This is a genomic window from Sodalis sp. dw_96, assembly GCF_018449575.1.
GTDB lineage: Bacteria > Pseudomonadota > Gammaproteobacteria > Enterobacterales > Enterobacteriaceae > Acerihabitans.
This window is the reverse complement of sequence record NZ_JAAVUT010000005.1, coordinates 271,761-283,937: the sequence shown is the minus strand read 5'-3', so window position 1 is coordinate 283,937 and position 12,177 is coordinate 271,761. Positions and strand designations below refer to the sequence as shown.

12 protein-coding genes are annotated in these 12,177 nt (G+C 55.3%); 7 read left to right on the top strand and 5 right to left on the bottom strand.

Translation table 11 applies throughout. The features are described from left to right. Together urtE and HB631_RS10980 are read left to right on the top strand one after the other, a co-directional pair. Nucleotides 1-690, top strand: a complete 690-nt coding sequence (gene urtE / locus HB631_RS10985) for an urea ABC transporter ATP-binding subunit UrtE (RefSeq protein WP_213991183.1) — start codon at nucleotides 1-3, stop codon at nucleotides 688-690. 246 nt (nucleotides 691-936) lie between these two features. Continuing rightward, entirely contained in the window at nucleotides 937-1,947 is a 1,011-nt protein-coding gene (locus HB631_RS10980) for a formamidase (protein ID WP_213991182.1), read from the top strand. A gap of 268 nt (nucleotides 1,948-2,215) precedes the next feature. Here the strand turns inward: HB631_RS10980 and cdd are convergent, their stop codons facing one another. From cdd to HB631_RS10965, 3 genes are all read right to left on the bottom strand, one after another. Continuing rightward, entirely contained in the window at nucleotides 2,216-3,130 is a 915-nt protein-coding gene (gene cdd / locus HB631_RS10975; RefSeq protein ID WP_213991181.1) for a cytidine deaminase, read from the bottom strand. Nucleotides 3,131-3,262: 132 nt separating this feature from the next. Next, nucleotides 3,263-3,958, bottom strand: coding sequence for a CidB/LrgB family autolysis modulator (locus tag HB631_RS10970; RefSeq protein ID WP_213991222.1), 696 nt, complete (start codon nucleotides 3,956-3,958; stop codon nucleotides 3,263-3,265). Next, nucleotides 3,958-4,365: a CidA/LrgA family protein gene (locus HB631_RS10965; RefSeq protein ID WP_213991180.1), complete on the bottom strand. Its 408-nt coding sequence runs from the start codon at nucleotides 4,363-4,365 to the stop codon at nucleotides 3,958-3,960. The genes HB631_RS10970 and HB631_RS10965 overlap by 1 nt, the downstream gene beginning before the upstream one ends. 343 nt (nucleotides 4,366-4,708) lie before the next feature. Between HB631_RS10965 and HB631_RS10960 the strand changes: the two genes are divergently transcribed. Beyond that, nucleotides 4,709-5,338 carry a protein phosphatase gene (locus tag HB631_RS10960; protein ID WP_213991179.1) on the top strand — a complete coding sequence of 210 codons (630 nt, stop codon included), beginning with the start codon at nucleotides 4,709-4,711 and terminating at the stop codon, nucleotides 5,336-5,338. Nucleotides 5,339-5,555: 217 nt separating this feature from the next. Beyond that, nucleotides 5,556-6,461: a dihydrodipicolinate synthase family protein gene (locus HB631_RS10955; protein ID WP_213991178.1), complete on the top strand. Its 906-nt coding sequence runs from the start codon at nucleotides 5,556-5,558 to the stop codon at nucleotides 6,459-6,461. Nucleotides 6,462-6,492: 31 nt separating this feature from the next. On the opposite strand, the gene HB631_RS10950 is transcribed toward HB631_RS10955, so the two are convergent. Both HB631_RS10950 and metG read right to left on the bottom strand, forming a co-directional pair. Then, entirely contained in the window at nucleotides 6,493-7,803 is a 1,311-nt protein-coding gene (locus HB631_RS10950; RefSeq protein ID WP_213991177.1) for an MFS transporter, read from the bottom strand. 88 nt (nucleotides 7,804-7,891) lie between these two features. Then, nucleotides 7,892-9,937, bottom strand: coding sequence for a methionine--tRNA ligase (gene metG / locus HB631_RS10945; RefSeq protein ID WP_213991176.1), 2,046 nt, complete (start codon nucleotides 9,935-9,937; stop codon nucleotides 7,892-7,894). Between the two features lie 205 nt (nucleotides 9,938-10,142). Here metG and apbC point away from each other — a divergent pair, with 205 nt between their 5' ends. The 3 genes from apbC to nadS all read left to right on the top strand — a co-directional run bounded on the left by apbC (nucleotide 10,143) and on the right by nadS (nucleotide 12,051). Beyond that, nucleotides 10,143-11,255 (top strand): iron-sulfur cluster carrier protein ApbC, encoded by a 1,113-nt coding sequence (gene apbC, locus HB631_RS10940; RefSeq protein ID WP_213991175.1) that lies wholly within the window; start codon nucleotides 10,143-10,145, stop codon nucleotides 11,253-11,255. A gap of 20 nt (nucleotides 11,256-11,275) precedes the next feature. Next, a complete protein-coding gene (locus HB631_RS10935) occupies nucleotides 11,276-11,650 on the top strand; it encodes a type II toxin-antitoxin system VapC family toxin (protein ID WP_255556920.1) in 375 nt (124 codons plus the stop codon). 104 nt (nucleotides 11,651-11,754) lie between these two features. After that, entirely contained in the window at nucleotides 11,755-12,051 is a 297-nt protein-coding gene (nadS, locus tag HB631_RS10930) for a NadS family protein (protein WP_213991173.1), read from the top strand. The last annotated feature ends 126 nt before the right edge of the window (nucleotides 12,052-12,177 follow it).

Here is a 12,177-nt window from a genome sequence, read left to right as displayed (position 1 = left end):
ATGCTGAAAATCCAGGATTACCATGTTGCCTACGGACAAAGCCGTATTATTGAAAACCTTAATATCGAGGTGAAGGAAAATGAAATCGTGGCCTTGATCGGCCGCAACGGCATGGGCAAAACCACCCTGATGAAATCCCTTATCGGCATGATACCCGCGCAGTCCGGCCGGGTGTTATTCAAGGGCAGCGATATTTCCGCCTTAAAAAGCTATCAACGCGTACGGAAGGGCATAGGGTATGTGCCCCAGGGCAGAATGGTGTTTGCCACCATGACGGTGGAAGAAAATATCAAAACCGGTTTGGCGGCGAAAGAAAAAGGCAAAATTCCCGCCGCGCTGTATGCCATTTTCCCGGTGCTTGAAGAAATGAAAACCCGGCTGGCGGGCAATCTTTCCGGCGGCCAGCAGCAGCAGTTGGTTATTGCCCGGGCGCTGGCGGGAAATCCTAGTTTGTTGTTATTGGACGAACCCACCGAGGGGATCCAGCCTTCCATTATTAAAGAAATGGCGCAAACGCTGCGCAACATTCGCGATCGGCAGGGATTAACCATTGTGGTTTCCGAACAGGTATTGAGTTTTGTCCTTGATGTGGCGGATCGGGTGTTGGTGATTGAAAAGGGCGCCGTCGTGCATCAGGAAGAAAGGCAAACCATCGATGAAAAAACCATTGGGGCGTATTTATCCGTTTAAGAAATAGGTATTGGAAATAAGGACAATTTATGTTTTCGGAAACGGGCAGCCCCGAATGAAAATATTAATTATGGAGTCGTTATTAATTTTTAAGTAAGTGCCAATTTGCAGTTAGCTGTCGTGACGTATCTTGCGTTGGTGAACAAAGGGGCATGTCAATTTGTACTTATCGTCATTGTAAACGCTGAAATAATAATGTTTCGGCCGCCGTTAGTATTGCCAATCAATCGCTATAAGGGGTGATTTATGGGAAGTACCGGAAGTGTCAGTGCCTGGGAAGAAGCGTTATTGGTCGCCATGATTCAATATCCGGTTCCCGTGATAAAAGGACCTGAGGATATCCAGGTTCAGGTACAGCAGATATGTAAAGCCTTGGCCAATACCAAAGCAGGTTATCCCGATCTGGATTTAATCGTTTTCCCTGAATATTCCACGCAGGGATTGAATACCAAGATCTGGACCTATGATGAGATGCTACTGACCATCGATAGCCCGGAAATAGACTGTTTCCGTCAGGCCTGCCGGCAAAGCGATGTCTGGGGGGTATTTTCATTAATGGAGCGCAATGAGGATCCCGCGCTGCCTCCTTACAATACCGCCATCATTATTAACAGCCAGGGCGAGATTGCGCTCCATTACCGCAAGCTGCAACCCTGGGTCCCTATCGAACCCTGGATGCCCGGTAACTTCGGTATGCCGGTATGCGACGGGCCGAAAGGATCGAAGCTGGCGGTGTGTATTTGTCATGACGGTATGTTCCCGGAACTGGCACGGGAAGCGGCATATAAAGGCTGTAATGTTTATATCCGTATTTCCGGTTATTCCACCCAGGTGAACGATCAGTGGATCTGGACCAACCGCACCAACGCCTGGCAGAACCTGATGTATACCATTTCGGTGAATCTGGCGGGCTACGATGAGGTTTTTTATTATTTTGGCGAAGGGACCGTATGTAATTACGACGGTAATGTTATTCAGCAGGGGCAGCGCAATCCCTGGGAAATAGTGACCGCCGAGCTTTTCCCGCGTCTGGTGGATAAAGCGCGGGAAAACTGGGCGCTGGAGAATAACATCTTTAATCTGGGCTGCCGGGGTTATGTGGGCAAGCCTGGGGGCGAGCGGGAGAATTATCTGACCTGGGTGAAGGATTTGGCCAACGGGGAGTATAAATTGCCGTGGGATGAAAAGGTTCGTATCCGCGACGGCTGGAAATACTATCCGGACGGCGTGAAGCTCGGGCCGATGCCGAAGGAGTAAGTTGCGGCGCGGTCTCCCTTTAACAGGCTCGTTGCACGTTCGGTGATCGCGGGCCTACCGAGCCATGTGGCACTCGGTCGGGCGGAAAAACCACGCCCGATTCGACCACATTGGCACGGTCTCCCTTTAACAGGCTCGTTGCACGTTCGACGATCGCGGGCCTACCGAGCCATGTGGCACTCGGTCGGGCGGAAAAACCACGCCCGATTCGACCACATTGGCGCGCTCTCCCTTTAACAGGCTCGTTGCACGTTCGGTGATCGCAGGCCTATCCCTCCAGCGTCCGGCGATATATTTCCCCGCAGCCTAAGGCGCGTAGGGTGGAGCAGGTGGCGTCCCATTGCGATAACGGCGCGGCGTCGCGTTCCACCAGTACCGCGCGACGGATATCCAGGCAATTCCCTCCGTTGATATTCAATAAAATCAGCGCTGATTGCAGCGGCGGCAGGCTGGGGTTGAAGGCGGCGTTTTCAGCATAACGGCCGGCGAAGATCCGGCCGTCCGCCAGTTGTAGTGCTACACCACTGTGCGCCTGACTGTAGGGCGCATGGCTCTGGTTGGCCGCTTGTAATGCCTGTTGCAATAGGGGGTCGTTGGTGCTGAGCCCGTTCGCCGTGGCGGCTGTCAAACGATAGCCATGATCTACCTTATCCAATAACAGGCTTTGGATGGATAGATCGCGGGGGCCGAACGCATCGGGCAGATAATGGGAGAGGGTAGCGGGTGCGCGTCCGGGCAGGTGAATCATGATATCCACGCCGCTGTTCAATTCATTCATAAACTGCCGGCAGTGGCCGCAAGGGGTGTAATTAACCGTGATGCCGCGCAGGCGCTGTTCGTCACGCAGCCAGGCATGGTTGATGGCGCTCTGTTCGGCATGGACGGTTTGAGACAGGGGAACGCCTGGGAATTCCATATTGGCGCCGAAATAGAGATTCCCGCCGATTCCCCGGGCAATGGCGCCGACGCTAAAATGGGATACCGGCGCCAGGGCACAGGCGGCCGCCAGGGGTAATAAAGCCAGGCACAGATCGTCTTCATTCAGATTGCCGGCATTCATTAGCGCCTTAACCTGCGAGGCGCTCAGCATGCCGTTGAAAGCCGGTTCGGCGAGCATAGGCGCCAGTGCCGCCCGCAGCCCCGGTTCAAGGGTTGCCAACGGTGATTCAAAACGTGCGTGCATGGTGGAGATTCTCCCGGGATGCCAAGGGAGGATCATTCTAAACGCTCATGGAAAAAATAATATGATCATTATCTTATCCCGGCCTGCTATCAGCGAAAACCACCAGCGCTAACGGCATCCTCAGCCGTTCATTTAGCCAAAAACCGCCAGCAATACCGGGAACAGGAAGGGTGCGATCAATGAGGTGATAATGCCGCAGATCACCAGCGCCAGCGAACTGAAGGCCCCTTCCTGGAAATCCATTTCGGCGCAGCGGGCGGTGCCGAGGGCATGGGAGGCGGTGCCCATCGCCAAACCGCGCGAAGCCTTGGTGGTGATGTTGAGCAGGTTCAACAGGGTGTGGCCGAAGACCGCGCCGAGGATACCGACAAAAATAACGCAGACCGCGCTGATGGCGGGAATGCCTTTAATGGACTGCGACACCGCCATGGCGATGGGGGTGGTGACCGATTTAGGCAGAATTGACGCGGCGATTTCCGGGGTGGCTCCCATCCATAACGCAATCACGGTACCGGTTATCATGGCGGTGAGGCTGCCGACAAAGCAGATGCTGATGATGGATTTCCAGCGTGCGCGGATTTGGTGCAATTGCTCATAAAGGGGAAATGCCAGGGCCACCACCGCCGGTTGTAATAAGTCGTTAAGCACCCGGCTGCCGGCAAAATAACGATCATAAGGAATGCCGGTCATCAACAGAAAGGGAATAATCACCACCATCGAGACCAATAACGGATTTAACAGCGGCATGGGGTATTTAACCGCCAAACGGCGCGCGGCGAAAAATACCAGCAAGGTCAACGGCAGAGACCACCAGATATTGGCTAACATCATTTATCCTCGCGGGGTTGCGGCGGCTCATCGGCCACCGGGCGTTCGCGGTGAATATAATGGGAACTGTAACCCACCACCAGCATGACAATAAGGGTACTGACCATGCATGACACCACAATGGGTCCGAATTGCGATGAAAGTTGCTGGTAATAATTCATCACGCCGACCCCGATGGGCACAAACAACAGCGCCATATAACGAATCAGCAAATGGCAGCCCGGCTTGAGCCATGCCGGCGGCAGCAGCTGCAATGAGAGCAGTAAAAACAATATGAGCATGCCGATGATACTACCGGGAATGGTAATAGGCAGCAGCGAGGACAGGAAATTACCGGCAAAAAGACAAAGATAAATCAAGGCAAAAGCGCGGATTAAGGCCCAGCCATCCAACATTATATTGCGCATTATATCAACCTTATTACTCATCGCTTTCATCATACAATTAAACCACAGGACGTGCTACCGCGCTCTGCGTATCCCGGCAAAAGGTTTTAATGACATTGTCATAGATCATGGCTATGGTAATTCAGCCGCCCGGCGCGTTATACCCATCATCTTTCAAGTTGCAGCTGTGTTGGCTGCGCCCGTTCACCCCAGTCACTTAGTTATCTAAGTTCCTGGGGTTCACGGGCTTGCCGCCTTGCTGCAACTTGAAAGCTATAGTGTATATATTGCTGTCCTATTATTAATAACCTGTGCATTATCCGTTGACGGCTTGTCCGTCGTAACCAAGCCGCATGAGGTCTCTATGAAGGTGAAACCGGCTCCGCTTCAGGAGAATCTTATCACGTCCTTACCCACCCTATCGACAAAGCAATATGAAGACAGCCGGCCGTTGCTTTGGCCGGTGGAACATCATGTCGGGCCTTATGATGCCACGCTGTTTCTCGGTAACGGCCGGGCGGCCTGTGACGGGGAGTTACTGGCCGCGAGGGGCATCACCAGCGCCTTGAATGTGGCGGTGAATTTGCCGCTGGCGCCATTAATCCTGCCTGACGGCATGCTGTTGCGCCGCAGCCATGTGGGTCTGATCGACGGACGGGGCAACACCGCCCCTCATCTGCTGGCGGCCATGCTGGCGCTGGCCGGGCTGCTTACCCAGGCGAGCCCCGGTAAGGCCGGTTATCCCGCCCACAGGCCCGGAAATATTCTGGTGCATTGCCGTGGCGGGCGCAGCCGTGGGGTGGCGGTACTGGCGCTGTTTTTGCATTTGGCGCTCACCGAGCGCTACCCGACGCTGAAAGATGCCCTTGATCACCTGCGTGAGGTACGCGGCCTGGATAGCACTGAGCCCTGCGGACCGCTGTGGCAACTCATGGTGCAGTGCCTGAACAGTCATTTAAGCGCCTGGCTGAAGGGATTGCTGCACGGCTACTAATAAACAGTACCGGTTGGCCCCGGCGGCGGCGCGTTCTTCTTCTGACGAGACATGGAAGGCTGCCCGGCAGGGGACCGGTCGCCAAGGGCATTTTTTTGAACTGGCGCACGAAACAGAGCCAGTTAATCTGCTAACAAATATACCCGTCATACTTCAAGTTGCAGGTATGTTGTCTTTGTTACTCTGCTCAATTCAGCTATCAGGAGAAAGATTGATTATGGCGAATCCACGCTTTTATGGGGTTATCCCGCCGGTGCCCACGTTGTTTACCCCAGATGAACAATTAGATGAAACCAGTATGGCCAATCTCTTGGACAGCCTGCTTGCGTCGGATGTCAACGGTCTGTTTTTTCTCGGCAGCGCCGGCGAGTTCGCGCATATGTCCGAAGCTTTGCGTTTTCAGACCGCTGAATTTTGCGTCAACTATGTCAACAAGCGCAAGCCGGTATTGGTGGGTATTGCCCATTCCGGCACGCGGGAGGCCATCCGTTTCGGCCTGCATGCGCAAAAAATCGGCGCCGACGGCGTGGTGGCGGTCAATCCTTATTACAATCCTCTCAGCGAGGAGAATCTGTATCTGCATTATAAACATCTCGCCGATGCTCTCGAACTGCCGATCCTCATCTACAACTTTCCCGGTTTAACCGGTCAATCGATAGCGGTTCCGTTAATACGCCGTCTGGCGGAAACCTGTCCGAATATCGTCGGCCTTAAGGATACCGTGGATACCTTGAGCCATATTCGCGAAACAATCCATGCCGTCAAGCCGGTACGGCCCGATTTCGCGGTATTCTCCGGCTACGACGAATATCTGTTCGGCACCCTTATCCTTGGCGGCGACGGTTGTATTCCCGCCAGCGCCAATTTCGCGCCGCAATTGACCTGCGGCATTTACCAGGCCTGGCAGCGGCAGGATTACGCCGAAGCGGTGAGATTGCAGCAGCGGCTCTCGTTTATCCCCGAGCTGTATAACTACGATTTGCCCTTTTATAACGTGGTGAAATACGCCATTCAGCTGGTGGGGGTGGATGTATCGGTGAATGCGCTGTGGCCCGCCTCTCCCTTGACCGATGAACTGAAAGCCAGAATCAAGGCGGCGCTGCAGCGCAGCGAGGTGATTTGAGGCAGATATTTCCATCCCACAGGGAATGGGATCAGCCCAAAGCGGAAGATGTCCGCCGCGAATAGCGAAAGCCGCGGTAAAACAGCCCGAGGCTGATAAGCGTCGCGAGGATCAACACCCAAAACAGCGTCACCGGCGGCGCATAGGTGAGCACAAAACCGGTCAACAGCGGATTGGCCGCGCCGCCCAGGCTGCCCAGGTTCTGCATGCCGTAATAACTGCCCTTCAGGTGCGGCGGGGCGATAAAGTCGATAAACAGGTATTCCACCGGGATAATGATGATTTCCCCAAGGGAAAAAATGGCGACGCCGATAATCCACAGCGGCAGCGAATGATGGGCAAAGGTGAATATCACCAGGCCGATAATAAAAAACAGGCTGCCGGCCACGAGCCAGGGCATCAGGGTCTCCCGCCTGATGTTCCGGCTCACCAGGTATTGCAGCGTAATCACGATGGCGGCATTGGTGGGCAGGGTTAACCCCACCACCCGGTAGGCGAACTCGCTGTTGAACGCCACCATGAGAAACTGGGATATACAGCTGGCGAACTGGCTGCACACCAGGCTGCCTAACGCGCCGCCCAAGGTAAAATACATAAGCCGTTTATCATGGCCCAGCACATAAAAGACCTGGCGGAAGTTAACCGTCTGTTTCTTTGTCGGCGATTGAGGGGTCGGTATTTCGCGGGCCGATGTGTCATGAACAGATGCTTTATGGGCCGACGTTGAATTGGCCGATGTTTCATCGGTTTCGATAGTTACCGGCGGCTGGCCGCAGCGGGGCAGGATCCAGGCCATGATAAGCGTCGCACCGGCGCTCAATACGCCGGCCAGATAAAAAGGCAGGGTCGGATTGGTTTTGGCCACCATCACCCCCAGCGGCGGACCCACCGCCCAGCCCACATTCACCAGCGTATAGTTGGCGGAAAACGCCTTGATGCGCGACGCCACCGGCAGCCACTCGGCGATGGTGGCCTTAAGGGTAATGCTGAACTGCCCGTAGGCGCTGTTGATCAGCCCTATCAGCAGCACCAGCCCCATGACGGCGCGGCACTCCGGCAGCAGGAAAAACGACAGCGCGAACAGGATCATGGAACCCAATATCAACAGATGCTTGTTGAATCTGTCCACCAGGTAACCGCCGTACAAATTGAAGATAATGCCCAGGGTCAATCCGCTGCCCAGCACCAGTCCGATTTCACCGGGGGTCATGCCCCGTTGCCGGGAAAAATAGAGGGCCAGAAACGGCAGGGTCAGGCCGCGCCCGATGGTCAGCACAACGGAGGTCAAGACCAGGGCGTTGATAATCGGCGGAAATCCTTTCTTGGCAAACACGGCTTCCATGGTAAAACCTTAAAATATCCGGCCTCACCGAGGCCGGATAGGTTTGTCTACAGGCTAAGCCGGAGATTCTCTCCGGCGAGGGATTCTCTTATTTCACCGCCATGCCCGGCAGCGCGCCGGCGTCCGGGCTGAGCAGGAAGATGTCTTCTCCCCCCGGACCCGCCGCCATGACCATGCCCTGGGAAACGCCGAAGCGCATTTTGCGCGGCGCCAGATTAGCCACCATCACCGTCAAACGTCCTTCCAGCTGCTCTGGATCGGGGTAAGCGGCCCGGATGCCGGAAAAAACCTGGCGGGTCTCGCCGCCCAAATCCAGGGTCAGCTTCAGCAACTTATCCGAGCCTTCCACCAGTTCAGCCCGTTTGATCAAGGCAATGCGCATATCCACTTTGGCGAAGTCATCAAAGCTGATGGTCTCCAGCAGCGGCTCGTCCGCCAGGGGACCGGCGCCCGGTTTGTCAACGGAGGGGGTCCCGGCTGCGGCGGCCTCTTCTTTCGACTCGGCGATCATGGCTTCCACATGGGCCGGATCGATACGGTTGAACAGCGCCTTGAAGGTGCTGATGGTATGTCCGGTCAGCGGCGTTTGGATAGCGTCCCACTCAAGGGTGGCGTTCAGAAAGGCTTCCGCCCGCTGAGCCAGCGACGGCAGCACCGGCTTCAGATAGGTCATGAGCACGCGGAACAGATTTATGCCCATGGAGCAGATATCCTGTAGCTTCTGTTCACCGCCTTCCTGCTTGGCCACCACCCACGGCGCCTGTTCATCCACATAGCGGTTAGCCACATCCGCCAGCGCCATGATTTCCCGGATCGCCCGGCCGGATTCGCGGCTGTTGAACGCCTCGGCAATGCTCTGCGCCGCATCGGTAAAGGTGCGGTATAACGCCGGATCGGCCAGGGTATCGGATAAGCGGCCGGCAAACCGCTTGGCGATAAAGCCGGCGTTGCGGGAAGCCAGGTTTACCACTTTATTGACGATATCCGCATTGACCCGCTGGATAAAATCTTCCAGGTTCAGATCGATATCGTCGATATGGGACGAAAGCTTGGCGGCGTAATAATAACGCAGACAATCCGGGTCCAGATGTTTGAGATAGGTGCTGGCCTTGATAAAGGTGCCGCGGGACTTCGACATCTTGGCGCCGTTTACCGTGACATAACCGTGCACGAACAGATTGGTGGGCTTGCGGAAATCGCTGCCCTCCAGCATGGCCGGCCAGAACAGGCTGTGGAAGTAGACAATATCTTTACCGATAAAGTGGTACAGATCCGCATCGGAACCCACCCGCCAGTAATCGTTAAAATCGATATCGCCCCGCTTATCGCACAAATTTTTAAACGACCCCATATAGCCGATGGGGGCGTCCAGCCAGACGTAAAAATATTTACCCGGCGCGTCCGGCACTTCAAAACCGAAGTAGGGGGCGTCACGGGATATATCCCACTGCTGCAGGCCGGTTTCAAACCACTCCTGCATTTTGTTGGCCACCTGTTCTTGCAACGCGCCGGAGCGGGTCCAGGCCTTGAGCATGTCGCTGAACGCCGGCAGGTCGAAGAAGAAATGCTCCGACTCCCGCATCACCGGGGTAGCCCCGGATACCGCCGATTTAGGATCGATCAAATCGGTGGGGCTGTAGGTGGCGCCGCAGACTTCACAGTTATCGCCGTACTGATCCGGAGACTTGCACACCGGGCAGGTGCCCTTGACGAACCGGTCCGGCAGGAACATCTCCTTTTCCGGATCGTACAGCTGGGATATGGTGCGGTTTTTGATATGGCCTTTCGCTTTCAACCGCCGGTAAATCAGGTTGGATAACTCGCGGTTCTCCTCGCTGTGGGTGGAGTGGTAGTTATCATAGCTGACGCCGAAGCCGTTAAAATCCGTCAGATGTTCATGGTTCATTTCATCGATCATTTTTTCCGGCGCAATGCCCAACTGCTGTGCTTTCAGCATAATCGGCGTGCCGTGCGCGTCGTCGGCGCAAATGAAATAAACCTGATTGCCGCGCATTCGCTGAAAACGGACCCAAATATCTGCCTGGATGTGCTCCAGCATATGGCCTAAATGGACTGAACCGTTTGCATATGGCAACGCACAGGTTACCAATATTTTTTTCGCGACTTGAGTCATGTTGGGAATGCGCTTTTGTTGGGTGTCATAAAGAATTCTGATGGTAACCGATAGCGACACCCCGCGTAAACAAGCTCGGCCAGTTCTGTTATGCTATGGCCATCGGTGACCAACCCTATTTACTCTAAATAATTCGAGTTGCAGGAAAGCCAACGCACCTGCAACTGTAAGTATGACGAGTATAAACAGAATACAAGGAGCCGGGATGACATCTCCATCACCCGAACAATCAACCCCCGACGCGCTGCGCGCCCAGGTTGCCCAGGTCCTCGCCGCCTTTGGGCACCCAACCCTCAAGGGCAATGTGATCGCCCTCAAGGCACTGAGCCACTGCGCCCTGCTCGACGGGACGCTGCACATTGAACTCACCATGCCCTTTGCCTGGCAAAGCGCCTTTGATGAGATGAAAGAGAGCCTCAGCGCCGAGCTGCTGCGGGTCACCGGCGCCGGCGCCATCGACTGGAAGCTGTCGCACAATATCGCCACCCTGCGGCGGGTGAAAGATCAGCCCGGGGTCAGCGGCGTGCGCAACCTGATTGCGGTCAGCTCAGGCAAAGGCGGCGTCGGCAAATCCAGCACCGCGGTCAACCTGGCGCTGGCGCTGGCGGCGGAAGGAGGGCGCGTCGGCCTGCTGGACGCGGATATCTACGGTCCTTCCATCCCCGCCATGCTCGGTACCGCCCATGAACGTCCCACCTCACCCGACGGCCAGCATATGGCGCCGATCATGGCTCACGGCCTGGCCACCAACTCCATCGGTTATATGGTCACCGACGACAACGCCATGGTCTGGCGCGGTCCCATGGCCAGCAAGGCGCTGTTGCAACTGCTGCAGGATACCCTGTGGCCGGAGCTGGATTATCTGGTGCTGGATATGCCGCCGGGCACCGGAGACATCCAGCTTACCCTGGCGCAGAATATCCCGGTCACCGGCGCGCTGGTGGTGACCACCCCGCAGGACATCGCACTCACCGATGCCCGCAAAGGGATTATCATGTTTGAGAAAGTCGGCGTGCCGGTGCTGGGCATCGTGGAAAACATGAGCATGCATATTTGCAGCCATTGCGGTCATCTGGAGGCCATCTTCGGCTCCGGCGGCGCGGAAAAGCTGGCGGAACAGTTCAACTGCGCCCTGCTGGGCCAACTGCCGCTGCACATCAGCCTGCGGGAAGATCTCGATCGGGGCGAACCCACGGTGGTCAGCCGGCCGGACAGCGAATTCACCGAGCTTTACCGCCAGCTGGCGGGACAAGTGGCGGCCCAGCTATATTGGCAGGGGGAGGTAATACCTACCGAGATCGCGTTTAAGGCGGTTTAACCCCCCCCATCTTTACGGGGATGGGCGAGTGTCCCGTCCCCGGCAAGGTGCGGCAATGGGGTCAAAGAATCGAACATCATGAGATGTTTACGTCAGTACTGGTCATCATGGAGATTGAAAAGGGCATTCTGTTAAAAGAACGAAAAGACCCTGATCATGCTAAATTACTGCGCTCTTGGTATACAGAATCGGTTATGAAGAATTTTGACGGACGGATTTTGGACATAAACGTGCCCGTCGCGTTATGTTGCGCAAAAATGCACGTGCCGGACCGTAAATCCATTGCGGACTCGCCTATCGCCGCGACCGCCGTGGTTAACGCCATGACGCTGGTGACGCGCAACACAGCGGATTTTGCCCAAACGGGTACCGTTTTACACAACCCCTGGCTTTAGCCGAGCGCCCTCATCATGTTAATCCCTCAAGCTGAGGTTCTGTAACCCCCATATGGGCGAAGTATAAGGCCCGATGCGGCGTCAACGAGGGCGATGAGGTACAGATGAAAGACGAATTATTTGCCGATCTGCTGGCCAGTGCAGAAGAAATGGTAAGAATTGAAAAGGGCGAGCTGACACCGGAACCGGAGCATGTTCATACGTTTAGTCCGATTGATGTTAAAGCGATTCGTGAGGCGACTGGGTTGAAACAACAGGATTTTGCTGTCGCTGTTGGCGTCAGCTATGACCTTGTAAAAAGCTGGGAAACAAAACGGCGTCAGCCAACCGGTGCGCCGCGAAAGCTGCTGCTGCTGTTGCAGACCAACCCTTTTATTATCAATCAGCTTAAAGCTATTTAGTTTTGTGATGCGGTTGCGGTAGGAATAGTCGTTACCGGCTCTCACTGGCAACAAAAAAGCTCCCAAGAGCCCTTTTTCGATTGAATGTTAAACCCGGCATCTTTCGTTCATTTTTAATGAGGCTAT